This window comes from Comamonas sp. F1-6 (assembly GCF_039581415.1).
Lineage (GTDB): Bacteria > Pseudomonadota > Gammaproteobacteria > Burkholderiales > Burkholderiaceae_C > Comamonas > Comamonas thiooxydans.
On sequence record NZ_JBCPWN010000018.1, the window covers coordinates 59340 to 85987 of the forward strand.

Here is a 26648-nt window from a genome sequence, read left to right on the forward strand (position 1 = left end):
CGCCTTGGCGGGCTTTTTTCATGGCTGCAAGGTTTGCGGCAGCGCAAACAAGAGTTCTCTTCGATGCTGATGACTAAGCGGCACAATAAGAGTCCATGAACAAGCAGGTGTTGATTGCGGGGGGCGGTATTGGCGGTCTGGCAGCAGCCATTGCGGCGGTGCGGGCTGACTGGGATGTGCGCCTGTTCGAGCGCGCAGCGCAGTTTTCCGAAGTCGGAGCCGGTATTCAGCTGGGACCCAATGTGGTGCGCTGTCTTCAGGCATGGGGGCTGCAGCGATCGTTGCAGCAGGTCGTGGCCTGTCCTTTGTCCTTGCGAGCCTGCAGTGCCGTGACGGGACAAGAGCTGGGGCGATTGCCCCTGGGCGCAGATATGGTGCAGCGCTATGGAGCCAGCTACCTCACCATTCATCGCGCCGACCTGCACCAGATTCTGCTGGAGGCCTTGCAGGCTCTGCCAGAGGCTCACCTCAACCTCGACCAGTTCGTCAGCAGCTATAGCCAGCAGGACGGCGTGGTCACCATTCGCACCAGTACCGGCAAGCTCATCGAGGGCGATGCCCTGATCGGCGCTGATGGCGTGCGCAGTGCAGTGCGTGCACAGATGCTGGGTGATGGCCCGCCGCGTGTGACCGGGCACCTGGCTTACCGTGCCCTGGTGCATCAGGCCAATCTGCCCAAGCGCTTGCGCACCAGCGAGGTCACGGCCTGGTTGGGGCCGCAATTGCACGCCATTCAGTATCCCGTGCGCCGGGGCGAGCTGCAGAATCTGGTGGTCATTGTGCAGGGGCCGGCCCCCGAGGATCTGGACAGCTGGGATCACTCGGCCAATCTGCCCGATCTGCTGCAGCATCTTCAGGGCGCATGCGCTTACCTGCAGGATCTGGTTCAACATGTTCCCGATGTGGGCGGTGAATGGCGTTTGTGGCCGGTGGCCGACCGGCCGCCGGTGTCGTCAGAGGCCCAGATGGCGCAGGGCCTTGTAGCCCTGCTGGGCGATGCGGCCCATCCCATGCGTCCCTATCTGGCGCAGGGTGCGGGCATGGCCATCGAGGATGCAGCCGAGTTGCAGAGTGCTCTGTCCATGCATGATCTGGATGTCAGCCTGCGGCTGCGCCGCTATGCACTGAATCGCTGGCAGCGCAATGCCAGGGTGCAGGAACGCTCGCTGCGCAATGGCCGGATCTTCCATGCGACAGGGCCTATGCGTTGGGGGCGCGATCTGTCGCTGCGCGCCCTGGGCGGGCGCATCATGGATGTTCCCTGGCTCTATGAGGGCGCGCTCTAGCAACCGGTTGCCATAACCGGAATGGTTTTTGCGCCGCTGCCTGCTTGGCAGATAGACAGCTTCAATTGCTGGCCTTGTGCAGCAGCGGCGAAGGTTTGATGAGCTGGTAAGCCAGCACGCCGCTGCCCAGCATGGCGGCAATCATCAGCATCACGGCTTGATAGATGTCGGCATTCTGGCGTTCCGCAACGCCTGCGACCAGACCGGACAGCCACTGCATGAGCGCGGCTCCGAGAAACATGGCCATGGTGAAGATGGACAGTGCGCGTCCCGTCGTGGCCGGTGGGTAGGAGGAGCGCACATCGGCATAGATCAGCGTGCCGTAGCCCGACAGCACGCTCATGACCAGCAGCAGCAGCACGCTGCCTACGGATTGGTGGAGCAGGGCCAGTGCTACAAAAACGGCTGCCATGAGCAGCGCAAAGCGTGCAATGCGCTGGCGACGCCTGGCCGGACCGGGGTCCAGCCGGCCGAACATGGAAGGCACAAACAGCGAAATGACGGAGCAGGCCAGGGCCACATTGCCGGTCGTGACCAATGAAAACTGGTAGCGATCCATCAGCATGGGACTGAGCCAGAGGCCGCGCACGGTGAGAAACGAGGCATAGCTGACCATGCCCAGCAGCACAATGCCCCAGGTATGGGGCAGCAGCAGCAGGCTGCCAAAACCCTGCAGCGCCTGCATGAAGCCGGGCTTGGGCTGGGAGTCCCCAGGAAGCTCGGGCTCGTGCACCTTGAAGAAAATCAGCAGCCAGGACAGCGCACTCAGCACCGCCAGCAGCGCAAAGCCGGCGCGCCAGCCCATGTGCTGCACCAGCCAGGCCATGGGTGTGCCGGTAAACAGCAGGCCCAGCCCGCCCAGGCCAAGGCCTATGCCCGAGAGGTAGGCAAATTTATCGGCCGGAAAGTGGCGCGCGATGAACATGGTGCTGGCCAGAAAGGCGGGCGAGCAGCCCACGCCGATCAGCAGCTGACCCAGCATCAGCCAGGAATAGCTGGGTGCCAGTGCGGACAGCGCGGCGCCCGCAATCGACAGCGGAAAGGCCAGCAGCACGGTGCGGCGCAGCCCATAGATATCCATGCCTATGCCCATGAGCAGCTGGGCCACGCCGAAGGACAGCGCAAACAGCCCGGCAAACGATCCCAGCGACTGCGCGGACAGGCCGAAGTCCGTGCGCAGACCGTCGGCGATGATGGAGGTGACGGTTCTGAAGGCCTGGCTCAGAGCAAAGCCAGTGAGCAGGCAGACCAGCATGGCCCAGGCGGAAGAGTCGGGCTTGGGGCCGGTGTTCGGCGCAGCCTCGGCGGCGCTGTGATCGGAGGGCATGGGCAGTTTGTTGCGATGTTAGGTTTTGCACGGAGCCTAAAGAATTCAGGCTGCCCGCGCTGTCACGAAAGAGCAGCAGGGGCAGCCTGAATGGCGATGGCCTTGATGACCGGCCTACAGCTCGGTGCGCAGGCTCCAGATCTCGGGGAACAGCACCACGTCCAGCATCTTCTTGAGGTAGCTCACGCCGCCGGTGCCGCCCGTGCCGCGCTTGAAGCCGATGACGCGCTCCACCGTGGTCAGGTGGCGGAAGCGCCAGAGGCGGAAGGCATCCTCGATATCGGCCAGCTTTTCTCCCAGCTGGTACAGATCCCAGTGCTTGTGCGGATCGCGGTAGACGGTGATCCATGCCTGTTTCACGCCCTCGCTGGCCTCATAGGGCTGGGTCCAGTCGCGCTGCAGGCGGTCGGCAGGCACGGCGATGCCTTCGCGGGCCAGCAGCTGCAGGGCCACGTCGTACAACGATGGCGATTCGTAGGCGGCCTGCACCTGGGCCAGCAGATCGCTGCGGTGGGCGTGGGGCTGGAGCATGGCCGCGTTCTTGTTGCCCAGCGCAAACTCGATGCAGCGGTACTGGTAGCTCTGGAAGCCGCTGGAGTTGGCCAGATAGGGGCGCATGGCCGAGTACTCAGGCGGTGTCATGGTGGACAGCACGGTCCAGGCGCTGACCAGCTGCTCCATGATGCGCGAGACGCGCGCCAGCATCTTGAAGGCATCGGGCTTGGTCTCGCCCGATGCATTGGCAATGGCTGCCGTAGCCGCGCGCACCTCGTGCAGCATCAGCTTCATCCACAGCTCGCTGGTCTGGTGCTGCACGATGAACAGCATCTCGTCATGGGCGGGCGACAGCGGATGCTGGGCCGTGAGAATCTGGTCCAGATGCAGATAGTCGCCATAGCTCATGTCACGGCTGAAGTCGAGCTGTGCTTTCTCGTCGCGGACGATGGCTGCGCCGCCATGCAGGGGGCAACCGGAGGATTCATTCGTCATGGTCAAATCATCTTTGATAGGTCAGTGCGCGCAGCGTAACCGAATCCGGGCACACAAAGCCTGCAAGAACGTGGATGCATGCTGCCATGGCTTTGCGTAAAGTCGGGACAGTCACAGACCGATGACAGAAAACGCACTCAGCCGAGATTCACGCCATGCCCAGTCCTCTGCCTTTCGCCGCCACTGCAAATTCGCAAACAGATGAGCGCATGATCCAGTGCTGCCGCTGGCTGGAGAGCGAAGAGCCCATGCCCGCGCTGGAGGAGCTGGCGCAGCGCCTCGGGCTCAGTCCCTGGCAGTTGCACCGAAACTTCAAGCGCGCCACGGGGCTCACGCCCAAGGCCTATGCCAAGGCCCATCGTGGCAGGCATGTGCGTGCCGCGCTGGCGCAGGAGGCCAGCGAGTCGGTCACCGATGCGGCCTATCTGAGCGGCTATGAAGCCAGCAGCAGCTTCTACAAGGATGCACCGGCCATGCTGGGCATGGCGCCGCAGTCCTATCGCAGGCGCGGCCAGGACCAGCGTATCCGCTTTGCCCTGGCCGAATGCTCGCTGGGCAGCCTGCTGGTGGCCAGCACCGACAAGGGCGTGTGCTGCGTGCTGCTGGGCGATGATCCCCATGCGCTGGTGGACGATCTGCAGCAGCGTTTTGCGGCGGCGCAACTGATCGGGGCCGACGCCCAGTATGAGCAGACCGTGGCCCAGGTGGTGGCCCTGATGGAGCAGCCCCGACTGGGGCTGGCCCTGCCGCTGGATATTCAGGGCACGGCGTTTCAGCAGCGCGTCTGGCAGGCGCTGCAGAGCATTCCGGCCGGGCAGACCGTCAGCTACAGCGAACTGGCCCGGCAACTGGGCCAGCCCAGCGCAACGCGGGCCGTGGCCAGCGCGGTGGCGGCCAATCCGATTGCAGTGGCAGTGCCCTGTCACCGTGTGCTGCGCAACGATGGCAGCATCTCGGGCTATCGCTGGGGTGTGGAGCGCAAGCGTGCGCTGCTGTTGCGCGAGGCCCAGCAGGCCCAACTCAAGCTCTCTTAAAGAGAGCTGCTATCGCATGCTAATCAGCATTTTTGGATGGATATTTATCTGAAATCGTTGATTGATGGGCGATAGCAGCTATGAATTTAATGAATGAAGCGCGGGCACGCTCCGACGTTGCCCCTGTGATAGAAAACCGCATGCTGCTTGAAGTCTCCATTGTCCTGCCCGCGCGTTACCGCTTCGATGAATTCGTGCATTTCCATGATCGCGACGAGCAGCAACTGGCTGAGCGGGTCGATGCCGGTGCGCACAGCCTGCACAAGGCCATCATGTGGAAGCGCAGTCCCGCCTTGCTGCAGCTGCAATGGCAGACCGGACAGGTGCAGGCCAGCCTGCATGCGCCGCACGCAGAGCCGGCCGAGGCAGACCTGGCCGCGCTGCAGGCCATGGTGAAACGCATGCTGGGGCTGATTTACGCGCCCGACCAGCTGGAGTTGGCGCATGGCGACCACCCCGAGCTGGGCGCGCTGCTGTCGCGCCAGGCCGGCCTGCATGTGCCCGGCTCGCCCACACCCTTCGAGGCGCTGACCTGGGCCATCACCGGCCAGCAGATCACGGTGGCCGTGGCCGTTTCGCTACGGCGCAAGCTGATCGCGCTGGCGGGCGAGCCGCTGGCGCAAGACGGGGACATGCCGGCCCTGCACGCCTATCCCAATGCACAGCGCGTGGCGGCCTTGGGGCTGGACGCGCTGCGCGGCGCGGGCTTTTCCCAGGCCAAGGCCCAGACCCTGCTGGCCGTGGCCCAGGCCGTTGCCGAAGGCCGGCTGCCGCTGGACGACTGGGCCGCCCGCAGCGCCGCCGGGCGCTGGAGCGAGGAGGATGTGGCCGCTGCCTCGGCGCAATTGTTGGAGGTCAAGGGCATAGGGCTGTGGACGGTGAACTACACCTTGCTGCGCGGCTATGGCTGGCCCGACGGCAGCTTGCACGGCGATGTGGCGGTGCGCCGGGCCATAGGCTTGCTCACGGGTGGCGACAAACCCGATGCGCGTGCCGCCAGCGACTGGCTGGAACAGTTCAAGCCCTGGCGCGCGCTGGTGGCCGCGCACCTCTGGGCCTCGCTGGCCGACAGCGCCTATTGAGAGGCGACAGGCGACAGCGCTTCAGAGCGGCGGCGACAGCACCAGCAGCAGCAGGCGTGCGGGCTGGCCCGAGGCGTTGGCCAGCCGGTGCTCGCTGTCCACCACCAGCGTGGCCGTGTCGCCCGAGTGCAGCAGCACCTGCTCCTGGGCGGTGAAGACTTCGATGCTGCCTTCAAGCACGTGAAAGACCTCGCGCGTGCCTGCGCGATGGGCCGCGAAATGGCTGGAGATCGCATGCGGCGGAAAGTGGTAATGCACGAGGTTCACACCCGCGCTGGGGCTGGCCAGGGCCAGGCGCTCCACGCCGCTGGCCTCGTCGACAAAGCGCAGATTCTCGCCGGCGCGCGTGATCTGCGCGCTGGGCGCGCTTTGCACCAGCTCGCCCAGCTCGCAGCCCAGGCCCTGCGCAATTGCCATGGCATTGCGCAGGCTGGTGGCCAGCAGGCCGCGCTCCACGCGCGACAGCGCACCCGGCGAAACACCGCTGGCCTGGGCCAGCTGATCCAGTGTGATGCCCAGCTGGGCGCGGCGCGCGCGGACGGCGGCGCCGAAAAGAGCATCCTGCTCCGATGCCTGCGATGCGGTGGTGGAGTTCAAGTCTGGCTCCTTGTCATGGCGTCTGTTCTTGTGTTGGAAATTTTCCTATGAGAAAATAATTTTGCGTATAGGAAATTATTTTTCGAGGATGAATGCAATGTACATGTTTATCAGTGCCTTGCCCGTGGCCACCGTCATCGCCGTCCTGCTGGCGGGCTGGCGCTCGCTGCATGCCGCAGCGCTGGGCGTGGCGGTGGCGCTGCTGGTGATTGCCGCAGCCTTTGCGCAGCCCGCTTCAACATGGCTGGCCGCCGGCATGCACTGGGCGCCGGTGCTGCTGGAAGTGTTGCTGATCGTGGCAGGTGGGCTGCTGCTGTCCGAGGTGCTGCGCGCGTCGGGAGCGCAGAAGGCTCTGGCCGACTGGCTGCTGGCCAGGGCCGGCAGCGGCACGGGCGCCGTGCTGCTGGTGGTGCATGGCATCACGCCGTTTGCCGAGTCGGTCACCGGCTTTGGCGTGGGCGTGACCATAGGCATACCGCTGCTCGCGCACTTCGGCTTGCCGCCGCGCAAGGTGGTGCTCATCGGCCTGCTGGGCCTTTGCGCCGTGCCCTGGGGCTCCATGGGGCCGGGGACGCTGGTGGCTGCCACCATGGCGGGTCTGCCGTTCAAGGAGCTGGGTCAGGCTTCGGCTCTGGTCAGCGTGATTCCGTTTGTCATCACCGGCATGGCGGCGGCGGCTCTGGCGAGTGCGCCGGGCCGTCGCTGGCCGGCTCTGCTGCAGGGCCTGCTGTCGGGTCTGTTGCTGACGGCGGCCGTGGCTCTGATGAATACCCTGGCCGGCACGGCACCCGCGGGGGCGCTGGGGGCGTTGCTGGTGGTGGGCTGGCATCTGCTGCGCCTGCGCGTGTCGCGAGCGGACGCGGACAAGCCGCCCCTGAGTGCACCGGGACGGCGAGCGCTGGCGGCCTATGCGTTGCTGCTGGGCGGCGTGCTGGCGGCGGCAGCGCTGCTGCGCACCCTGGATCTGCCCGCTGCCTTGCATGGGCTGGCTTCGCCGGGACTGTGGCTGCTGGTAGCTGCGGTTTTTTTCACGCGAGGCCGGCCGGCGCGCCCATCGTTGGCAAAGGTCTGGCGTTCCTGGCTGCAGGTGGCGCCGGTCACGGCGCTGTTCATTGTGCTGGGCGTGCTGATGGCGGTTTCGGGCATGGCCGCGCAACTGGCGCAGGCGCTGGCCCGCAGCGGGCCGCTGTATCTGCTGGCCGCACCATTTGTGGGCGCGCTGGGCGGCTTCGTGACCGGCTCCAACACCGGGGCCAATGCCATGTTCGCGGCCACGCAGGCCGAGATCGCCCATGCGCTGGGCGTGCCGCTGCTGCCATTCATGGCGGTGCACAACGTCAGTGCCTCGCTGCTGCTCATGGCTTCGCCCGGCAAGGTGGAGATGGCCGTGCAGTTGCTGGCGCAAGGCGCTGCCCAGCGGCGCTGGGTGCAGCAAAGCGTGCTGATGCTGGCCCTGGTCGCCGTGGCGCTGATGGGCGTGCTCAATTGGAGCTGGGCGCGGGCCTGATCGGAGCTCGCCCGGCCCGCCCCCGGTGCCTGCTTCAGGTCACGGCGTGTACGGTATTGAACTCGGGTCGTTGCCATTCGCCCGATTCCAGCACCTGGCGCAGATGCTCGACGGCATTCCAGACATCGGCAAAGCCCACATACAGCGGCGTGAAGCCGAAGCGCAGAATGTCCTTGTGCCTGCCCGTGCCGCCGTCGCCCTTGCGGAAATCACCGATCACGCCGCGTGCAATCAGCGCCTGGACAATGGCGTAGGCGCCGCTGCCCTGGCCGTTCACGCCCAGGCCTTCTTCCCGGGTCAGGCAGACCTGGGAGCCGCGTGCCGCATGCTCGCGCGGTGTCGCCAGACCCAGGCCGTGGCCCTGGCAGCGCTCTTCCACGAGCTGGATGAACAGATCGGTCAGCGCCAGCGATTTCTTGCGCAGCGCGGCCATGCCGCCGAAAGCCTCGGCTTCGGTGTAGATGTCGATACCGCATTGCAGCACGCTCATGCTGATCATGGGCTGGGTGCCGCAGAGATAGCGCTGTATGCCCTGGGCGGGGTGGTAGTCGGGCACGAACTTGAAGGGCTCGGCGTGGCCGAACCAGCCCGACAGCGGTTGCCAGAAACGGTTGATCAGGCGCGGATGCGCCCAGACAAAGGCCGGCGCGCCGGGGCCGCCGTTGAGGTATTTGTAGCTGCAGCCCACGGCAAAGTCGGCATCAGCGCCCTTGAGGTCCACGGGCACGGCACCTGCGCTGTGGCACAGATCCCAGACGCAGAGAATGCCTTTGGCATGGGCGGCGGCCGTGACGGCTGCCATATCGTGCATGGCACCCGTGCGGTAGTTGACATGGGTGAGCATGGAGATCGCCACATCGGTCTGCAGCGCGCCGGCGATTTCCTCGGGTTCGAGCAGCACCAGTTCCAGGCCGTATTCCTGGCAGACGGACTGGGCGATATAGAGATCGGTCGGGAAGTTGCTGCGCTCGCTGATCAGCTTTTTGCGGCCGGGCGCATCTTCGCGGGCGATGCGCGCGGCAGCGCTCAGCACCTTGTAGAGATTGATGGAGGTGGTGTCGGTGAACACCAGCTCGCCCTGGCCCACGCCCAGCCAGGGGGCGAACTGGTTGCCCAGGCGCTCGGGCAGCGTGATCCAGCCCGCCTTGTTCCAGGAAGTGATGAGGTCCTGGCCCCATTCCTGCGCCACCACTTCGGCCGCGTGCGCGGCGGCGGCCTTGGGCTGGGCGCCCAGGGAATTGCCGTCCAGGTAGATCACGCCCTGGGGCAGGGCAAAGCGCTCGCGCAGCGCGCGCAGCGGCTCCTGGGCATCCAGAGCCTGGCAGTCTTGCAAAGTGGTCATTGTCTTCCTTCTCTCATTTTGATAGCTACTGACGATGATTGTGTCTACGTCAGAGCCGGTTCTGATTCAAATATGGCTGGACTCGAATTCGCCCATTGTGTCCGAGACCGGGTCGGCCCGGCCGCCTTGCAACGAGGACATCGGTTTCTTTGCGCCAAGCGCTTCAGAGCAGGCTGCGCAGCACGGCGCGCACTGGCGAGGCATCGGCTTCGGTGAGCTTGAGCGGCAAGGCGATCAGCTCATAGTCGCCTTCGCTCACTTCATCGAGCACCAGGTTCTCGAGCACGCGCAGGCCGCGCTGGCGGATCACCATATGGCTGTCCAGGCTCTTGCTGCTGGCAGGGTCTATGCTGGCAGTGTCTATGCCGATCAGCTTAACGCCGAGGTCGGCCAGCTTTTGCACGGTCTCGGGGGCATAGGCGGCCAACTCGGCATCCCAGCCGGTGGGTGCTTTCTCGTAGGTGCGCACCAGCACGCGCGCGGGCAGGCCGGCATCGATGGCGTGCGCTATGTGACGCCATTCGATCAGCGGCCCGCAGCCCATGGCGTGGATCACGCGGCAGGGGCCCAGAAAGGCGTCCAGATCGACGGCGCCGATGGCTGCGCCCTGCGGATCGTAGTGCAGCGGCGCATCGGCATGCGCGCCCACATGGGGCGAGAGATGAATGGCACTGACATTGACCGGGCAGCCCGGGCCAATGCTGGCTACCCATTCCTGGCTATAGGGCGTGTCGCCCGGAAACACCGGGGCGGCAGGATGGATGGCAGGAGAAATATCCCAGATCTGGCGTGTCATGGTGCAACTAGCAATATGTGTATTTCAGCGGGAGCGTGACAAGTAGCGCAGCCTATGTCAAAGACACCGAGCAAGGGCCGCCCCGCAGCGATGGTGTCGTCCCCCTCCCGTAGCGCGCAGCGCGCAGAGAGAGGGGGAAGCGGCGGGGCCGCCTAGGCAAAGCCGCTCAGGGGGTGACCTTCTTTTTCCTATACCAGAGAGCATAGACGGTGACGAGCACGATCAGAAACGGCACGCCCACCAGCACGGTGGTGTGGAACTCCTTGGTAAACAGCGTGGTGACGATCACGCCCGCCATCAGCAAGGCGCCTACCAGGGTCAGCACGGGAAAGCCCCACATGCGGAACTCCAGCTTCTGGCCCGGATGCTCGCGCTGCCAGCGCGGGCGGAAGAACAGATGGGTCACGAACACCATGAACCAGGCAAACATGGCGCCGAACATGGCGATCGACATCATCAGCTCCAGCGACTGCTCGGGCTTGAGCACGTTGAGCACCATGGCCACGGCCATGCCCAGGCAGGAGACGGCAATCGCGCCCAGCGGCACTCCGCTTTTGCTGAGCTTGCTCAGACCCTTGGGGGCATAGCCGCCGCGCGAGAGGCTGAACATCATGCGCGAGGTGACGTAGAGCTGGCTGTTCATGGCCGACAGCGAGGCCAGCAGCACCACGAAGTTGAGGGCCGCGGCCGCGCCGGGGATCTGCAAAATCTCCATCACCTTGACGAACGGGCTCTTGTCCGTGCCCGCATGGCTCCAGGGTACGACGGCCAGCATCAGTGCCAGCGACAAGAGATAGAACAGCACCAGGCGCAGCACCGTGGTGCGGAAGGCGCGGGTCACGGCCTGCTTGGGGTTCTGGGCTTCGCCGGCAGCAATGGCAATGGACTCCAGGCTCAGATAGCTGAAGATGGCCACGATCACGCCCACCCAGGTGCCCCACCAGCCGTTAGGAAAGAAGCCGCCATCGACAAAGTAGTTGTCGAAGCCCACGCCCTCGGGTCGGGTGCCGAAGACCACATAGGCAGCGATCAGGATGAAGGCCACGATGGCAATCACCTTGACCATGGAGAACCAGTACTCGACCTGGCCGAAGGCCTTGACGCTGGTGGCATTGACGGCGGCCAGCAGGGCCGAGAACAGCGCCACCCATACCCATTGCTCCACGTTGGGGAACCAGTAGGCCATGTACTTGCCCACGGCTGTGACCTCCATGCCCACGGCCAGCACCACGGCTCCCCAGTAGGCATAGCGCACTACAAAGCCGGCCAGCGGGCTAATGTAGTGCTCGGCGTAGGCGCCGAAGGAGCCCGAGGTGGGGTGGGCCACGGTCATCTCGGCCAGGCATCCCATGAGCAGCAGGCCGATGAAGGCGCCGATGGCGTAGCTGATGAGCACGCTGGGGCCGGCAAAGCCGATGGCAAAGGCGCTGCCCATGAAGAGACCGGTACCGATGGCGCCACCGATGGCGATCATGGTCATCTGGGCCGAGTTCAGGTGCTGCTGCAGGCCTGTCTCGCGTTGCTGAATACTGTCAAAGTTGGCCATTGCTGACTTGCGCGTGCGAAAAATCGAAGCGGCAAGTATCCCGCGAATGACCGGCTGCGGCGGCGAATGTCCCTGACCCGGCCGGCTCAGCGCTGCGTGCCGGCGTAGTTGCCGGGCGTCAGCGCATGATGGGCCTTGAAGGCGCGCTGCATGTGGGCCTGGTCGGCAAAGCCCATCTGTTGAGCGACCGAGGCCAGGGGCTCGCCCTGTGCCAGCAGGTGGCGCACGCCATTGAGGCGCAGGTTGAGGCGGTAGGCCCCGGGCGTAACGCCGGTGACGGCCCTGAAGCGGCGGATGAAACGGCTGGGGCTCATGCCGCAGCGCAGGGCCAGGGCCTGGACGCTGGTTTCGTCTTCGGGGCTGCGGTGCATGTGCTGCAGCGCAGGCAGCACGGCATCGGGCGGCTGGGGCTTTGCGGCATGAGCGTGGTCGGGACTGCCCAGCAGCTGCAGGAAATCCGCCAGCGATTGCTCGTGCTGCCGCAGCTGCGCATCCGTGGCGCTGCCGGCAAGCGGCTGGCAGAGACTGTCGGCCCAGCGCGAGATTTCCGGCTCATGCAGCGCGCGCCGTGCAAAGCGCAGGCCGCCGACGCCGAGCCGCTCATGAACCCAGTCGGCCTGCACGAACAGCATGCGGTAGGACCAGGGCTGCAATGTCTCGGGGTTGCAGGCATGCCAGTGGCCGGGCTCGATCAGCACCACGCTGCCAGCACTCAATGTTTCGGGGCCATCGTCATGCAGAAACAGGGTCTCGCCCTCATCCACGATGCCTATGGAGTACTGCGCGTGCGCATGCAGCCGGTAGCTGTAGCAGGACTGGCGGCTGATGCGCAGCTCGGCCCAGGGCAGGGCCGGGTGGCGGTGGAAATGGTGACTGGGGGCTGGCATGACGGCCTCATCATGCCAGCATGCTGACCACGCTTGCCACCAGCACCATGGCTAGGGCCTGGTTCAGCCGCCGTTGGCGCAGGGGCGTGCTCAGCCACTGGGTCAGTGCATGGCCCAGCGCGGCCCAGCAGCCAACGCCGAGCAGGCAGGCCAGCAAGGAGACGCTGCAAAACAGCAGCAAGGCGGTTGGCAGCGAGACCTGCTGCGCGGCCAGCGGGGCGACAAACATGCCGATGCCCGAAAGCGCCACCAGCCAGGCCTTGGGGTTGAGGCTCTGAATGGCAATGCCTTGCACGAACGCTCCGCCTGGACCGGCCGGCAGTGATGCGGGGGCGCTCTCCCTGGCCGCCCGGCCATGGGTCCCGGGGGCATTGGCCAGCTGCCAGGCCAGCCAGAGCAGATAGAGAGCACAGACACGCGGCGCCCAGTGCAGCAGCTCTGGCTGCTTGAGCAGCCATTGCCCGCTCTGGCCCATCAGCCAGACGATGACGGCGTAGCTGACGCTGGCTCCCAGTACATAGCAGAAGGCGGCGCCAGCGCGGCCGTTGCCATGGCGCAGGGCCAGCACGTTCACCGGCCCTGGTGTGATGGCGCCGGCGAGTGCAAATCCGGCCATGGCCAGAACAGAAGAAAGCATGGACAAACCTGAAACAAGAGGTCGCCAGTCTGAGTCCTTGGCTTTTCCAGGTATTGAACAAAATTGCGCCTTTGCTTGGTTAACAAGTGAAAAACGGCTCTTTTCGACCGACACAAGAAGGTGACTTGCGTTACGCTTGAATGCTTTCGCGAACCTGACCCCCTTCCCATCTTCCATGCCATCCGCAGCAGCTTCTAGCCCATCCCGAGTCTGGCCGGCCGTACGCATGGTGGGGCGTGCCGACATGGGGCGCCAGCGCAGCAATAACGAAGACTCGGTGGGGCTGGAGCCGCAGGCCAGGCCCTGGCCGGTTGCCGTGCTGGCCGACGGCATGGGCGGCTATAACGCGGGCGAGGTGGCCAGCGTCATGGCCGTGGAGCTGATCACGACCAGCGTGCAGCACGGTCCGGCAGCCGATGAATCCATGCTGGCAGCACAGTGCGAGCTGACGGACGCCCTGCACATGGCCAATACGGCCATCTATGCAGCCGCGCAGTCCACGCCCGGCTGCAGCGGCATGGGCACCACGGTGGTGGCCGCCATGGTGCTGGCGAGCGAGGTGCTGATTGCCCATCTGGGCGACTCCAGGGCCTATGCCTGGCGCGCCGGCCGGCTGCAGCGCCTGACGCGCGACCATTCGCTGGTGCAGCAGGATATCGATGCCGGCCTGATCAGCGAGGCCGATGCCAGGACCTCGCGCTACGGCCATCTGGTGACCAGAGCGCTGGGCGTGATGCCCCAGGTGGAGCCGGAGCTGAACCACTGGCCGCTGCAGCAGGGTGACCGCATCCTGCTGTGCTCGGACGGCCTGACCGATATGCTGAGCGACGCCAGCCTTGCCTCCCTGTTCGATGAAAACCTGCCGCTGGCGCGGTTGCAGGAGGCATTGATCGAGGCGGCCAATGCCGCAGGCGGCAAGGACAATATAGGCGTGGTGCTGATCGAGCAGGACGCCTGATCCCGGTATCTTGCGGGACTCTTAGATCAGACCGCTTTCCAGCTGAGGCAGATTGTGGCGCTGGCGCACGCGGTTGCAGGCGTCCGAGCCCGCGGCGAACTCCCGGCAAGGGGAGGGGCGCCATTCATAAATGCCGCAGTACGCCTTTTCTCCCACCTTGCCCACCAGAGCTGCACAGCGTGGCCTGGCCCAGTCCGTGCCGCGCATGCGGCAGGTGTAGTCGGTAACTTCCTCAACCAGTCCTGCGGGGACACTGCCCCCATGCTCCTGGGACTCATGCACGGAAAAATCGACACGAAAGGACGCGCAACAGGCGCCGCAGCTAAGGCAGGGATGAGTCATTGGAGAGGCGGAACTTTTCCGGTGGGGCGGCGATTTTCGCAGCTGTGCAAATCCTTGGGTTGTGCCGGGCCGCAGATTTGTCAACCGCGCCGCTCAATACCCGCCCAAAAGTCCATGCTGCTGGTGCCAATTCGCCACCGTTGTGCACCAATCGCCTACAGTAAATGGAAAATGAGAATCAAAATCAATTAATAATGCGCTATGAGTTCTTTGCAGTCCCCTTCGGCGAGGTCTGAGGCAGTGTCAGTTACTTCGTCCATGAATGCTTTTCCTGTTCAAGCGTCTGAATCCGGCGTGCCATCTTCCAGCGCTGCAGCCACAGCCACCGGGCCCATCATGGGCCTGGATCAGCTGGTGGTGAATCAGCCAGCCCGGGTGGTGGATCTGGCTTCCTCCGAAGGCGAGGATGAAAGCCTGCTGCTCAGACTCATGGAAATCGGCTTTCTGCCCGGCGAGTCCGTGCGCGTCGTCGCCACCGGCTTTCCCGGCCCCGATCCGCTGGCCGTGCGCATAGGCCAGGCGACGTTTGCGCTGCGCCGCCACGAGGCGTCCCAGGTGCTGGTGCAGCTGGAGGCCGCAGCATGAACGCGCGCGAATCCCAGATCACCATGATGAGCCCTCAAGCCGCGGAGCAGGCGCCCCTGCGCGCTGCGCTGCTGGGCAACCCGAATTGCGGCAAGACGGCGCTGTTCAATCTGCTGACCGGCGCCCGCCAGAAGGTGGCCAACTACGCGGGCGTGACCGTGGAGCGCAAGGAAGGCTGGCTGAGCACGCCAGGCAAGCGCCGCGTGCGCGTGCTGGACCTGCCCGGCACCTACAGCCTCGATGCGCACAGCGAAGACGAGCGCATCACGCGTGACATCGTCAAGGGCCAGCACCCGCGCGAAGCGCCGCCCGAGTTGCTGGTCTGCGTGACCGATGCCACCCATCTGCGTCTGAACCTGCGTCTGGTGCTGGAGGCACGCGCCCTGGGCCTGCCCATGGTGGTGGTGCTCAATATGAGCGATATGGCACGCCGTCAGGGACTGGTCATCGACAAGGCCAAGCTCAGCGAGCTGCTGGGCGTGCCCGTGGTGGAGAGCGTGGGCGTGCATCTGTCCGGCGCCAAGGATTTGCTGGCCTGGCTGGACAGCGATCAGGCCAGGCAGCTCAAGGCGCCGACGCTCGAAGGCCAGTTCAAGCCCGTGACGGGCAGCAATTCGCGTGCCCAGCTGCTGGCCCTGCACCAGCAGGTGGCCGAGATCATGCGCCTGGCCGTGCAGGAGCCCGCGGCTCCCACGCAGCGTGACGATCGCATCGACTCCGTGGTGCTGCACCCGCTGTGGGGCACGCTGCTGCTGGTGGTGACGCTGTTCCTGATGTTCCAGGCCGTGTTCAGCTGGGCCGAGCCCCTGATGGACGGCATCGAAGGGCTGGTCAGCGACTTCGGCCAGTGGGTGCATGGCGTGATGCCCGATGGCGTGCTGCGCAGCCTGCTGGTGGACGGCGTGATTGCCGGCACCGGCTCGGTGGTGGTCTTTCTGCCGCAGATTCTGATTTTGTTCTTCTTCATCCTGGTGCTGGAAGACTCGGGCTATCTGCCGCGCGCCGCCTTTTTGCTGGACCGCATCATGGGCAGCGTGGGCCTGTCCGGACGCTCCTTCATCCCGCTGCTGTCCAGCTTTGCCTGTGCCGTGCCCGGCATCATGGCCACGCGTTCGATCTCCAGCTGGCGTGACCGTCTGCTGACCATCATGATCGCGCCGCTGATGACCTGCTCGGCACGCCTGCCCGTGTACACGCTGCTGATCGGTGCCTTCATCCCTGAGCAGACCGTGGCCGGCTTCTTCAATCTGCAGGGCCTGGTGCTGTTTGCCCTCTATGTGGGCGGCATCGTCAGTGCCATGGCCGTGGCCTGGGTGGGCAAGCTGGCCGCCAAGGTCAAGACCCGCACGCCGCTGCTGATGGAACTGCCTTCCTACCGCATCCCCAGCCTGCGCAGTCTGGTGCTGGGCCTGTATGAGCGGGCCATGATCTTCCTGCGCCGCGTCGGCGGCATCATCCTGACCGTCAGCATCGTGCTGTGGTTCCTCTCCAGCTACCCCGGCGCTCCCGAGGGCGTGACCGAAGGCGCGATTCGCTACAGCTTCGCGGGCCAGATCGGCCGTGCGCTGGAAGTGGTGCTGGCGCCCATCGGCTTCAACTGGCAGATCGCCATTGCGCTGGTGCCCGGCATGGCCGCACGCGAGGTGGCCGTGGGTGCGCTCGGTACGGTGTATGCGCTGTCGGCCGTGGGCGATGACGCCATGGCCCAGCAGCTGAGCCCGCTGATCGCCAGCAGCTGGTCGATGGCGACCGCGCTGTCGCTGCTGGTCTGGTTTGTGTTTGCCCCCCAGTGCATCTCCACGCTGGCCATGGTCAAGCGCGAAACCAATGGCTGGCGCTATCCGCTGCTGATGGCCGGCTATCTGTTTGCTCTGGCCTATCTGGCCAGCTTTGTGACCTATCGCGTCGCCGTGGCTCTGGGCTGGGGCTGAGAAAGGATTGTCTATGTGGCAGGAACTGATAGTGGGCGCCATCGTGCTGGTGGCCGCCGTGTCGCTGGCCTGGCGTTTCATGCCCGCCGGTCTGCGCAGCAAGCTGACTCGGGTTCATCCTTCGCTGGCGCCTGCGGGCAAGAGCGGTAGCTGCGGCGGTTGCAGCGCCTGTGGTGGCGACAGCTGCTCGGATACGCGCAAGGCCTGAAGCGGACACAGTCCTCCCTGTAAAAACATAGCTGCCTGCGCTTGCCAATCAATCATTTCAGATACTTTTGTATCTGAAATGATTGATTGGCAAGCGCAGGCAGCTTTTTATTTGGTAGCGATAGTGCTTGCGGGCTTGCCGAAAGCTCAGGCGGCTTCCAGCCAGGGCTGGACTTCTTCCTCGCTCAGTGCCGACAGGCCGAACTTCTGGCGTGTGTCATGGCAGCCGTAGGAGGCAAACGGAAAGTCGCGGCAGGGGCGCGAGCGCTGTTCGTAAATGCCGCAGCCTATGCAGCCCTCGCCGACCTCGGGCAGTTCGCGCAGCGCCACGCAGCGCACCGGGTGGCGCTCTGTGCCGTTCATGCGCGCGCGGTTGCCCTTGCCGGGCACTTCATGGGCCAGCTCATCGGGGACGCTGCCGCCCATGGATTGCAGCTCGTAAATGGAAAACTCCACGCGGTAGTTCTGGCAGCAGGCGCCACAGTTCAGGCAGGGGTGGATGGATTCGGACATCGTGTTTCTTCAAGGATTCAGGCATCGGGGTCGCGCCGTCCTCCTCCGGGAAGGACGGCTTTCTAGGGAACAGAGGGAAGCCGGCGCACAGGGCTGTCTGCGGCTTCCGGTGCCGAGCCACTAGGTATGGCCTTGAAGAAACTTCAGATAGAAGGTGTGGATGCGTACATAAAGTGCACGCACGCGCGCGGCAAAGGATTTGCGCGGGCCGAAGAAGGAGGGCACGCGCGTGTGGCGTGCCATATGGGGCTGGCGCAGCGCCAGCAGGCCGCCGCGCTGGCCGTAGCGGGCGTCGCCCTGGGTGGGGCGCAGCGGAAACAGAAACACCGCCAGCTGGCGCAGGGCCCGCTGGCGGTGTGGGGATGTGATGTGGCTCAGGTGCATGGGTGTGGTGGTATGCAGATGAGCCCGGACGTGCTGAATCAGCCTGGCTGGCGGCCCAGCAGCAGGTACTCCATGAGCGCCTTTTGCACATGCATGCGATTTTGGCTTTGGCACGCGGCATGCTGCCGCTTCACACCCGCGAAGCGGGTATGAGCCTGCGCCCGAATCGCATGCTGGCTCTGGCGAGCCGTCGCGTGCACCGATGTCTTCGCCATCAGTCCACGCGACCCAGCAAAAGGTACTCCATGAGCGCCTTTTGCACATGCATGCGATTTTCTGCCTCGTCCCAGACCACGGATTGAGGGCCGTCTATGACTTCGGCTTCCACTTCCTCGCCGCGGTGGGCGGGCAGGCAGTGCATGAACAGGGCATCGGCCTTGGCCGAGGCCATCATCTCGGCATCCACGCACCAGTCGGCAAAAGCCTTCTTGCGCGCTTCGTTCTCGGCCTCGTAGCCCATGCTGGTCCAGACATCGGTGGTGACCAGATCGGCACCCTTGCAGGCTTCGAGAGGGTCCTTGAACACCTTGTAGCAGCCGGGGTTGACGGGCTTGCCGTTGAAGGCCAGCTGTTCGTCCACCTCGTAGCCGCCGGGCGTGCTGACATGGACCGTGAAGCCCAGCAGATCGGCGGCCTGCAGCCAGGTGTTGGCCATGTTGTTGCCGTCGCCCACCCAGGCCACCACCTTGCCCTTGATCGAGCCGCGGTGCTCGATGAAGGTGAAGATGTCGGCCAGGATCTGGCAGGGGTGGAACTCGTTGGTCAGTCCGTTGATGACGGGCACGCGCGAGTACTGGGCAAAGCGCTCTATCTTGTCCTGACCGAAGGTGCGGATCATGACCAGGTCGGTCATGCGGCTGATGACGCGTGCGCTATCTTCAATCGGCTCGGAGCGGCCCAGCTGGCTGTCGCCCGTGGTCAGGTGGACCACGGAGCCGCCGAGCTGATACATACCGGCTTCGAAGCTGACGCGGGTGCGCGTGCTGGCCTTCTCGAAGATCATGGCCATGGTGCGGTCGATCAGCGTGTGGTGCTTTTCGTAGCCCTTGAACTTTTTCTTGATCAGGGCGGCACGTTCCAGCAGGTAGTCGTATTCATCTGCCGTGAAGTCGCTAAATTGCAGGTAATGCTTCATGCGGAATTCCTTGGAGGATCAGGCAGCCAAAATAGCTTGAACCAGGGGCTTGAGCTTGGCGACGATTTCGTCGGCTTCGGCCTTGCTCAGGATCAGCGGCGGCACCAGGCGAATCACGGTGTCGGCGGTCACGCTCAGCAGCAGGCCGGCTTCTGCGGCCTGGCCAATCAGCTCGCCACAGGGCTTGGTCAGCTCCACGCCAATCATCAGGCCCTGGCCGCGCACTTCGACGAAGCCTTCGAGGCTGCCCAGTTCAGCCTGCAGTTTAGCTTTCAGATATTCACCCACTTCAGTGGTATGAGCCAGCAGGCCGTCTTCTTCCATGATGCGGATGGTTTCCACCCCGGCGCGCATGGACAGAGGGTTGCCGCCAAAGGTGGAGCCATGGTTGCCTGCTTTGAGCACTTCGGCAGCTGCCTTGTGCGCCACTACGGCGCCCACGGGCACGCCAGAGCCCAGTCCCTTGGCCAGGGTCATCACATCGGGGGTGATGCCGGCCCACTGGTGGGCAAACCATTTGCCGGTGCGGCCCATGCCGGCCTGCACCTCGTCCATCATTAGCAGCCAGCCCTTGGCATCGCACAGCTCGCGCACCTTCTTCAGATAGTCGGCGCGCATGGGGTGCAGACCGCCTTCGCCCTGGATGGGCTCCATCATGATGGCGACGATGTTGGGATTGCCTTCGGTCGCGTCGATCAGGGCTTCGTAATCATTGGGTGCGATGCGGGTGAAGCCAGCGAGCAGATCGCCAAAGCCGTTGCGTACCTTGGGGTTGGCCGTGGCGCTCATGGTGGCGATGGAGCGGCCGTGGAAAGCATGGTCATAGACCACGATTTCGGGCTTGGCAATGCCCTTGTCCACGCCGTATTTGCGGGCGATTTTGATGGCGGCTTCGTTGGCTTCCAGGCCGGTGTTGCAGAAGAACACATTGGTCATGCCCGAGCGCTCGGTCAGCAGCTTGGCCAGGGTTTCCTGGCCGGGCACATGATAGTAGTTGCTGGTGTGGATCAGCTTGGCCACCTGCTCTTGCAGGGCCGGCACCAGCTTGGGGTGGTTGTGCCCCAGGGTGTTGACGGCAATGCCGCCCAGTGCGTCCAGGTATTCCTTGCCGTTCACGTCCCAAACGCGGCAGCCCTGGCCGCGCTCCAGCGCGATGGGTACGCGGCCGTAAGTGGGCATAACGTGGGGCGAAGCTGCCTCGATGAAAGCGGTCATTGCAAGAATCTCCTGAGAAGGAAGGTCAACGGCGCACTGCGGCGCCTGAAAAATGAGAGCTTTGATTCTAGAGTGCCCGGATAACCCCAACATTGCGGATTGCGCATCGCTGCCATGCAATCAACCTACGCCATTGTGGGGTTGACAGCATGGCTCTTATACAAGAGTTAGAATGCTTGTTTAGGCATGTTGGCGGGGATCCCGCCTGGTTGCCGGATCTTTTTGGCGAATATTTGATGGTTACCCCTTCCAGCAAAGAACTGTTCATCATGGGTATGACCCATGCCGGAAAAACCTTTCGACCCAGCGACTGGGCCGAGCGCTTGGCCGGGGTCATGAGTCAGTTTCGCCCTGGTGGTGCCTGCGCCGGAAGCCATCTGAGCTACTCTCCCTGGTGCGTGCCTACGGTGATGAACGGCACCAAATGCGTGGTCATCAACCGGGATCTGCGCGACTACGAGCCCATGGCCTGGGACTTCTGCCTGAACTTCGCCAAGGACAACGATCTGCAAGTGGCCGAGGCCTGCCTGCTGCCAGACAAGCTGCCAGCCGGCAAGAAGTGATTTTTAGGTGCCAAGAGGCGCCGCGCAAACGACAAAGGCTTCCACGGGAAGCTTTTTTTGTATCTGTGCGCAGCGGGTCTAGCTCTGCGCTGTCGTGCTGTCCAGCAGCCGTGACCGGCGCCATGGGCCCCAGCGGTAGTGGGCGATGGATAGCAGCATGGATGCCAGCGCGCTGAGCGGAAAGCTCCACCACAGCGCATCCTGCCCCCACAGCGGCTGCAGCCCCCAGGCCAGGGGCAGGCGCAGGCCCCAGAGCGTCAGGGCCAGGATGGCCAGGGGCGCCAGCACCGCACCCGTGGAGCGCACCACACCGGCCAGCACGCTGCTCACGCCCAGCAGCATGAACGAGCCCAGCACGATGCGGTTGAGGTGGCGTGCAGGCTCCAGGGCTGTACTGTCCTCTGGCAGGAACAGGGCCAGCACGGAGCGATCGCAGGCCAGAATCAGGGCCACGCAGGCGCCGGTCAGCAACAGGTGGCAGGCCACGCCGGCACGCGCCGTGCGCGCCACACGCGACCAGTGGCCGGCGCCCACGTTCTGGGCGGCGATGGTGGTGCAGGCCGAGGCCACGGCAATGGCCGGCATCTGAACATAGGCCCACAGCTGCAGGGCCGCGCCGTAGGCGGCCGAAACCTGGGCGCCATGGGCGTTGATCAGGGTCAGCATCAGCACCAGGGAGAGCGAGACCAGCAGCATCTGCAGGCCCAGGGGCAGGCCCTTGATGACCAGGCAGCGCAGCAGCTCAGGCACAGGCCGCCAATGGCGGCGCTGGCGCCAGCCTATCCACAGCGGCAGGCGCTGCCAGCGCAGCCAGGCCAGCAGGCCCGCAAGGCCGAGGCTGTTGGCCACCAGGGTGGCCAGGGCCGAGCCCGCCATGCCAAGGCCTGGCAGGGGGCCGGCGCCGAAAATGAACAAGGGGTTGAGCAGGGCATCGCCCAGGGCCACGCCCAGCAGGGCCACGAAAGGCGTGCGACTGTCGCCTGTGCCGCGCAGCACGGCGGCCACGAAGATCAGCAGCAGCATGGGCGGCAGCGCGAGAAAGAGCACGCGCAGATAGTCCACGGCCAGTGCGGCGGTGGCAGGCTCGGCCCCCATTGCACCCAGCATGGGGACGGTCAGCGGCCAGCCCAGGGCGGCCATCAGCAGGGACATGCCCAGAAACAGGCTGGCACTGGTGCCTGTGATGCGGCGGGCCAGGGCCCAGCGGCCCGCACCCACGGCCTGAGCCACCAGCAGATTGGCGGCCTGGCTGATGCCGAAGACCAGAGCAATCAGCGCAAACAGCAGATTGTTGGCATGCACGGCTGCAGACAGCGCACTCTCGCCCAGATGGCGTCCGATCCAGAAGGCATTGACCGAGGTATTGAGCGACTGCAGCACATAGCCGCCCCACAAAGGCAGGGAAAAACGCAGCAGGGCGCGGCCTATCGGTGCGTGAGTCAGTGGCTGGTGCATGGGGAAAAGGAAGTTGCAGAGCACTAAGCGGAGGGACTCTGCAAGAAAAAACCCCGCGCGGCACAGGCCGGCGGGGCGGGCACCGGCGGGGCCGGTGCGGGGAGGGCTGGGCTTAGAGCGCCTGCATTTCCTTGTTCAGCTGGGTGGGGTTCTGGGGAGCGGCAGCAGGCGCGGGAGCCGCTTCGGCCTTTTTGCCCAGATCGGCAGGAACATCCACATAGGGCAGCTTCAGGGCCGAGCTGGTCATGCGGCGGATCTCGTTGGTATAGGCGGCATCCTCGTTGATCTTGCGGCCGTAGGAGGGCACGATCTGCTGGATCTGGGCCTTCCACCCGGCGCTGGCCATCTGCTCGGGGAAGGACTTCTTGAGCAGGTTCAGCATGATGTGGGGTGCGGTCGAGGCGCCGGGCGAGGCACCCAGCAGGGCGGCGATGCTGCCGTCTTCGGAGCCAACGATTTCGGTGCCGAACTGCAGCACGGCGCCTTTTTCAGGGTCGCGCTTGATGATCTGCACACGCTGGCCGGCGGTGACCAGCTTCCAGTCCTCGCGCTTGGCTTCGGGGAAGTACTGGGCCAGTATGGCCTGACGGTCTGCGTCGGTCAGCTCGGCCTGCTGCATCAGGTACTGGACCAGGTCCAGGTTGTGGATGCCCACGCGCAGCATGCCCATCAGATTGTCATGGGTGACTGAGGAGAACAGGTCCCACCAGGAGCCGTTCTTGAGGAACTTGGTGGTGGCCAGTGCAAAGGGGCCAAACAGCACCACGGGCTTGCCGTCGAGCTGGCGGGCGTCCAGATGGGGTACGGACATGGGAGGCGAGCCGGTGGAGGCAATGCCGTAGGCCTTGACGTCGTGGCGCTTGGCCAGCTCGGGGTTCTCGATGGCCAGGAACTGGCCGCCCACGGGGAAGCCGGCGTAGTTCTTGGATTCGGGGATGCCCGAGGCCTGCAGCAGCTTGAGTGCGGCACCGCCGGCACCGACGAAGACGAACTTGGCCTTGACGGTCTTTTCCTGGCCGCCCTTGGCCAGATCGGCCACGGTCACGTTCCAGGTCTTGTCGGTGTTCTGGCGCAGGGCCGTGACTTCGCTTTGCAGGTGCAGCTGGAAGTTGGGGCTCTTCTGGAGCGAGGCCATCAGCTGCTCGGTCCAGACGCCATGGTTCACGTCGGTGCCCAGGGGCATATAGGTGGCGGCGATCTTCTGGGCCGGGTCGCGGCCTTCGATCATCAGCGGGGCCCACTTCTTGATCTGTGCCTGGTCTTCGGAGTACTCCATGCCGTAGAACAGGGGGTTCTGGACGAGGGCTTGCTGGCGCTTCTTGAGGAAGGCGATGTTGTCATCACCCCAGACGAAGCTCATATGGGGCGTGGCGTTCACGAAAGTCTCGGGCGACTGCAGGTGGCCGCGGCCGACCTGGTGGGCCCAGAACTGGCGCGTCACCTCGAACTGCTCGGCAATGCTCACGGCACGCTTGGTTTCCACGCTGCCGTCGGGCAGCTGGGGCGTGTAGTTGAGCTCGGCAAAGCCGGAGTGGCCGGTGCCGGCGTTGTTCCAGCCGTTGGAGCTTTCCAGGGCCACGCCGTCCAGGCGTTCGAAGACCTCGATCTTCCAGTCGGGCTGCAGTTCCTGCAGATAGGTGGCCAGCGTCGTGCTCATCACGCCGGCGCCTACCATCACCACATCGACGGGCTGCTCGTTCTCGGCCTTGGGCACGGAGCGAGGGAATATTGGCCAAAACAAAAATAACAGCGCGGCCAGGACCAGGGCCGCGACGGCTCCCAGTCCTGCTTTGATCGACTTTTTCATGACTTTTTCTAGACTTGACTATCAAAAAAGCCTGCAGGCAGGCGGCAGGCTTTTTGCGAAGATACGGGGCAAGTCCTATAAAAGACATGAGACTCCCCGACCTGGGGATTGTCCTAGGGAAGTCAAAAACTGACGCTAATCAATTCGTATTAGGGCGCTTTGTGCTAGGCGTGAGGCGCGTCTGTGCATGCCTTGATGAGGCAGTCATGTCGGGCACAGACAACAAAAAAACCGCCCTGAGGCGGTTTTGATGTTTTTGCTGACAGCGCACCCGTTACAAACGGCAGACGACCGAAGTCATCCGTGCTTGAGGGAGGCTGGTATTAAGCAGCCAGAGCCAGGGTCTTGACCTTGGCGGACAGGCGGCTCTTGTCGCGAGCTGCCTTGTTCTTGTGGAAGATGCCCTTGTCAGCGATCGCGTCGATCACGGACTGAGCCTTGGCAAACAGTTCGGCTGCCTTGGTCTTGTCGCCGGCCACAACAGCCTTCTCGACATTCTTGACAGCAGTGCGGTACTTGGAACGCAGCGAAGTGTTCGCAGCGTTCAGCTTGACGTTCTGGCGGGCGCGCTTGCGGCCAGAAGCCAGGCGGGGGTTCTTTTTGGCTTTAGTTGCCATGATTTATTTCCTTGTGTGTCTGAGGATGATGTCAGCAAAACCGTGGATTGTATCACCCCCTGTGCGGCTTTGCCGCTTCCCCCTTTAAGGGGGACGACATCCTCGCGGCGGGGCGGCCCTTGTTCGATGTCTCTGTGTTGGGCCGTGTCTGGTTTGAGATCGCTGGATTGCTACAGAGTGAAAAGCGCCGCAAATCAGCCTGCAGCGCTTGGCATGAACGCATACACTTCGCTGCGTGTCACTGTTCAAAGCCGCCTCCACCGTATCCCTGATGACGCTGGCCTCCCGTGTTTCGGGGCTGGTTCGCGATCTGCTTATGGCCTCCATGTTTGGAGCCAATGCCCTCACAGACGCGTTCAATGTCGCCTTCAGAATTCCCAACCTGTTCCGGCGCCTGTTCGCCGAAGGGGCTTTCAGCCAGGCCTTTGTGCCGGTGCTGGCTGCGAGCAAGACCCGGGATGGCGAGGAGGCCACGCGCCACCTGATCAGCCATGTCGCGACCATGCTGTTCTGGGCTCTGCTGGTGGTCTGCGTCTTGGGCGTGATCGGTGCGCCGCTGCTGGTCTGGCTGCTGGCCAGCGGCATGCGCCAGTCACCCGACGGCTATCACGCAGCCGTGGTGATGACGCGCTGGATGTTCCCCTATATCGGCTTTATGTCGCTGGTGGCTCTGTCGGCAGGCATTCTCAATACCTGGAAGAAGTTCGCGGTGTCGGCAGCCACGCCCGTGCTGCTCAATATCAGCATGATCGTGGCGGCTCTGCTGGGAGCCCCCTGGTTCGAGAAGCAGGGCATAGAACCCATCTATGCCATGGCTGGCGGCGTGATGCTGGGCGGCGTGCTGCAACTGGCGGTGCAGATTCCTGCGTTGCGCTCCATGAGGCTGATGCCACGCATCGGCTTCTCGTACGCAGCCATTCGCGCAGCCTGGGACGAGGCGGGTGTGCGTCGCATCCTGGCACTGATGGGGCCGGCGCTGCTGGGGGTAGGGGTGGCCCAGGTCTCATTGATGATCAACACCCAGATAGCTTCCTATATGGCGCCCGGAAGCGTGACCTGGTTGTTCTATGCCGACCGTCTGATGGAGTTTCCCACGGCCTTGCTGGGCGTGGCTCTGGGAGTGGTACTGACGCCGCAGCTGGCTTCAGCCAAGGCGGCTGGTGATGGCGAGCGCTATTCCAATATGCTGGACTGGGGTCTGCGCCTGGTCGTGCTGCTGGCCGTGCCCTGCGCCGTGGGCCTGCTGACCTTTGCCACGCCGCTGGTGGCCACGCTATTCCATCGTGGTGCCTTGCATGACAGCGATGTGGGGCAGATTGCCCTGGCGCTGATGGGCTACGGCGCCGGCCTGCTGGGCCTGGTGGCCATCAAGGTGCTGGCCCCCGGCTACTACGCCAGCCAGGACATCCGCACACCCGTGAAGATCGCAATCGTGGTGCTGGTGATTACGCAGTTGCTCAATCTGGTGCTGGTGCCCTGGCTCAAGCACACCGGGCTGGCCCTGTCCATCGGTCTGGCTGCACTGGTCAACGCGAGCTGGCTGCTCACGGGCTTGTTGCGTCGCGGTACCTACAAGCCCAGGCCGGGCTGGTTGAAGTTCATCATGCAGGTGATTGCGGCCAGTGCCTTGCTGGCGGTGCTGCTGCTCTGGGGCAGTCAGCACTTCGACTGGGTGGGCTTGCGCAGCAATGGCTTGCTGCGCGCAGGTCTGCTGGCAGCCATGATGGTTGGTGCCGCCGTGCTTTACTTTGGCGTGCTGATGCTGTCGGGCCTGAATCTGCGTCAATTGCTGCGTCGTTAAAGCTTGAGCTGCTCATGGAAAAGTGAGCGGTCAGTGCAGGTTTTACAGGCGTATCAAGGGGATTTCGCTTGCATGACCTGCCAAGGCGGCTTACAAATCAGCCT

Annotated in this window: 26 protein-coding genes; 10 read left to right on the forward strand and 16 right to left on the reverse strand. The window is 64.3% G+C overall.

Going from position 1 to position 26648, the window contains the following annotated elements; genetic code table 11:
• Positions 1 to 95 precede the first annotated feature (95 nt).
• Entirely contained in the window at positions 96 to 1286 is a 1191-nt protein-coding gene (locus AAIL66_RS17535) for an FAD-dependent monooxygenase (protein ID WP_343497322.1), read from the forward strand.
• Between the two features lie 61 nt (positions 1287 to 1347).
• Here AAIL66_RS17535 and AAIL66_RS17540 read toward each other — a convergent pair whose 3' ends face one another.
• Positions 1348 to 2613, reverse strand: a complete 1266-nt coding sequence (locus AAIL66_RS17540) for an MFS transporter (protein WP_045839989.1) — start codon at positions 2611 to 2613, stop codon at positions 1348 to 1350.
• A 114-nt stretch (positions 2614 to 2727) separates the two neighbouring features.
• Positions 2728 to 3603, reverse strand: coding sequence for a tryptophan 2,3-dioxygenase (gene kynA / locus AAIL66_RS17545; protein ID WP_034380659.1), 876 nt, complete (start codon positions 3601 to 3603; stop codon positions 2728 to 2730).
• Between the two features lie 155 nt (positions 3604 to 3758).
• On the opposite strand from kynA, the gene ada reads away from it, so the two are divergent.
• Together ada and AAIL66_RS17555 are read left to right on the forward strand one after the other, a co-directional pair.
• Positions 3759 to 4637, forward strand: coding sequence for a bifunctional DNA-binding transcriptional regulator/O6-methylguanine-DNA methyltransferase Ada (gene ada / locus AAIL66_RS17550; protein ID WP_052052951.1), 879 nt, complete (start codon positions 3759 to 3761; stop codon positions 4635 to 4637).
• A gap of 80 nt (positions 4638 to 4717) precedes the next feature.
• Positions 4718 to 5719 (forward strand): DNA repair protein, encoded by a 1002-nt coding sequence (locus AAIL66_RS17555; protein WP_343497323.1) that lies wholly within the window; start codon positions 4718 to 4720, stop codon positions 5717 to 5719.
• 21 nt (positions 5720 to 5740) lie between these two features.
• On the opposite strand, the gene AAIL66_RS17560 is transcribed toward AAIL66_RS17555, so the two are convergent.
• Positions 5741 to 6316, reverse strand: a complete 576-nt coding sequence (locus tag AAIL66_RS17560) for a helix-turn-helix domain-containing protein (protein ID WP_343497324.1) — start codon at positions 6314 to 6316, stop codon at positions 5741 to 5743.
• 97 nt (positions 6317 to 6413) lie between these two features.
• Here AAIL66_RS17560 and AAIL66_RS17565 point away from each other — a divergent pair, with 97 nt between their 5' ends.
• A complete protein-coding gene (locus AAIL66_RS17565) occupies positions 6414 to 7823 on the forward strand; it encodes an SLC13 family permease (RefSeq protein WP_343497325.1) in 1410 nt (469 codons plus the stop codon).
• A 34-nt stretch (positions 7824 to 7857) separates the two neighbouring features.
• Here AAIL66_RS17565 and kynU read toward each other — a convergent pair whose 3' ends face one another.
• The 5 genes from kynU to AAIL66_RS17590 all read right to left on the reverse strand — a co-directional run bounded on the left by kynU (position 7858) and on the right by AAIL66_RS17590 (position 13031).
• Positions 7858 to 9165, reverse strand: a complete 1308-nt coding sequence (kynU, locus tag AAIL66_RS17570; RefSeq protein WP_343497326.1) for a kynureninase — start codon at positions 9163 to 9165, stop codon at positions 7858 to 7860.
• A 163-nt stretch (positions 9166 to 9328) separates the two neighbouring features.
• The gene (gene kynB / locus AAIL66_RS17575) at positions 9329 to 9961 is read right to left on the reverse strand and encodes an arylformamidase (RefSeq protein WP_045839949.1); all 633 of its coding nucleotides are present in this window, start codon (positions 9959 to 9961) and stop codon (positions 9329 to 9331) included.
• A 166-nt stretch (positions 9962 to 10127) separates the two neighbouring features.
• Positions 10128 to 11507, reverse strand: a complete 1380-nt coding sequence (locus AAIL66_RS17580) for an amino acid permease (protein ID WP_034380481.1) — start codon at positions 11505 to 11507, stop codon at positions 10128 to 10130.
• An 86-nt stretch (positions 11508 to 11593) separates the two neighbouring features.
• Positions 11594 to 12394, reverse strand: a complete 801-nt coding sequence (locus AAIL66_RS17585; protein ID WP_224648642.1) for an AraC family transcriptional regulator — start codon at positions 12392 to 12394, stop codon at positions 11594 to 11596.
• A gap of 10 nt (positions 12395 to 12404) precedes the next feature.
• Positions 12405 to 13031: a LysE family transporter gene (locus AAIL66_RS17590; protein ID WP_224648641.1), complete on the reverse strand. Its 627-nt coding sequence runs from the start codon at positions 13029 to 13031 to the stop codon at positions 12405 to 12407.
• Between the two features lie 226 nt (positions 13032 to 13257).
• Between AAIL66_RS17590 and AAIL66_RS17595 the strand changes: the two genes are divergently transcribed.
• The gene (locus tag AAIL66_RS17595; protein ID WP_343497345.1) at positions 13258 to 13989 is read left to right on the forward strand and encodes a Stp1/IreP family PP2C-type Ser/Thr phosphatase; all 732 of its coding nucleotides are present in this window, start codon (positions 13258 to 13260) and stop codon (positions 13987 to 13989) included.
• A gap of 21 nt (positions 13990 to 14010) precedes the next feature.
• On the opposite strand, the gene AAIL66_RS17600 is transcribed toward AAIL66_RS17595, so the two are convergent.
• Positions 14011 to 14331 carry a YkgJ family cysteine cluster protein gene (locus tag AAIL66_RS17600; RefSeq protein WP_045839946.1) on the reverse strand — a complete coding sequence of 107 codons (321 nt, stop codon included), beginning with the start codon at positions 14329 to 14331 and terminating at the stop codon, positions 14011 to 14013.
• A 258-nt stretch (positions 14332 to 14589) separates the two neighbouring features.
• Here AAIL66_RS17600 and AAIL66_RS17605 point away from each other — a divergent pair, with 258 nt between their 5' ends.
• From AAIL66_RS17605 to AAIL66_RS17615, 3 genes are read left to right on the forward strand one after another with little or no spacing between them, the layout of a single operon-like run.
• Positions 14590 to 14916 (forward strand): FeoA family protein, encoded by a 327-nt coding sequence (locus AAIL66_RS17605; RefSeq protein ID WP_343484711.1) that lies wholly within the window; start codon positions 14590 to 14592, stop codon positions 14914 to 14916.
• Positions 14913 to 16847, forward strand: a complete 1935-nt coding sequence (gene feoB / locus AAIL66_RS17610) for a ferrous iron transport protein B (protein ID WP_034380467.1) — start codon at positions 14913 to 14915, stop codon at positions 16845 to 16847. Before AAIL66_RS17605 ends, feoB begins: the two co-directional genes overlap by 4 nt.
• A gap of 13 nt (positions 16848 to 16860) precedes the next feature.
• Positions 16861 to 17055 carry a hypothetical protein gene (locus AAIL66_RS17615; RefSeq protein ID WP_003067100.1) on the forward strand — a complete coding sequence of 65 codons (195 nt, stop codon included), beginning with the start codon at positions 16861 to 16863 and terminating at the stop codon, positions 17053 to 17055.
• 146 nt (positions 17056 to 17201) lie between these two features.
• Here AAIL66_RS17615 and AAIL66_RS17620 read toward each other — a convergent pair whose 3' ends face one another.
• From AAIL66_RS17620 to AAIL66_RS17635, 4 genes are all read right to left on the reverse strand, one after another.
• The gene (locus AAIL66_RS17620; RefSeq protein ID WP_343497327.1) at positions 17202 to 17567 is read right to left on the reverse strand and encodes a YkgJ family cysteine cluster protein; all 366 of its coding nucleotides are present in this window, start codon (positions 17565 to 17567) and stop codon (positions 17202 to 17204) included.
• 120 nt (positions 17568 to 17687) lie between these two features.
• On the reverse strand, positions 17688 to 17951 hold the full coding sequence (locus tag AAIL66_RS17625; RefSeq protein WP_003067103.1) for a hypothetical protein: 264 nt from the start codon (positions 17949 to 17951) through the stop codon (positions 17688 to 17690).
• Positions 17952 to 18165: 214 nt separating this feature from the next.
• Positions 18166 to 19086, reverse strand: a complete 921-nt coding sequence (gene argF / locus AAIL66_RS17630) for an ornithine carbamoyltransferase (RefSeq protein ID WP_012839458.1) — start codon at positions 19084 to 19086, stop codon at positions 18166 to 18168.
• Between the two features lie 18 nt (positions 19087 to 19104).
• Entirely contained in the window at positions 19105 to 20301 is a 1197-nt protein-coding gene (locus tag AAIL66_RS17635) for an aspartate aminotransferase family protein (protein ID WP_343497328.1), read from the reverse strand.
• A 236-nt stretch (positions 20302 to 20537) separates the two neighbouring features.
• Here AAIL66_RS17635 and AAIL66_RS17640 point away from each other — a divergent pair, with 236 nt between their 5' ends.
• Positions 20538 to 20864: a DUF3579 domain-containing protein gene (locus AAIL66_RS17640; protein ID WP_003052588.1), complete on the forward strand. Its 327-nt coding sequence runs from the start codon at positions 20538 to 20540 to the stop codon at positions 20862 to 20864.
• Between the two features lie 78 nt (positions 20865 to 20942).
• Here the strand turns inward: AAIL66_RS17640 and AAIL66_RS17645 are convergent, their stop codons facing one another.
• The 3 genes from AAIL66_RS17645 to rpsT all read right to left on the reverse strand — a co-directional run bounded on the left by AAIL66_RS17645 (position 20943) and on the right by rpsT (position 24743).
• Complete coding sequence (locus AAIL66_RS17645; RefSeq protein WP_343497330.1) at positions 20943 to 22319, reverse strand: MATE family efflux transporter; 1377 nt, start codon at positions 22317 to 22319, stop codon at positions 20943 to 20945.
• A gap of 112 nt (positions 22320 to 22431) precedes the next feature.
• A complete protein-coding gene (gene mqo / locus AAIL66_RS17650) occupies positions 22432 to 24126 on the reverse strand; it encodes a malate dehydrogenase (quinone) (protein WP_343497331.1) in 1695 nt (564 codons plus the stop codon).
• A gap of 323 nt (positions 24127 to 24449) precedes the next feature.
• Positions 24450 to 24743 (reverse strand): 30S ribosomal protein S20, encoded by a 294-nt coding sequence (gene rpsT / locus AAIL66_RS17655; RefSeq protein WP_003052598.1) that lies wholly within the window; start codon positions 24741 to 24743, stop codon positions 24450 to 24452.
• A gap of 235 nt (positions 24744 to 24978) precedes the next feature.
• Between rpsT and murJ the strand changes: the two genes are divergently transcribed.
• Complete coding sequence (murJ, locus tag AAIL66_RS17660; RefSeq protein ID WP_034353558.1) at positions 24979 to 26544, forward strand: murein biosynthesis integral membrane protein MurJ; 1566 nt, start codon at positions 24979 to 24981, stop codon at positions 26542 to 26544.
• Positions 26545 to 26648 lie beyond the last annotated feature (104 nt).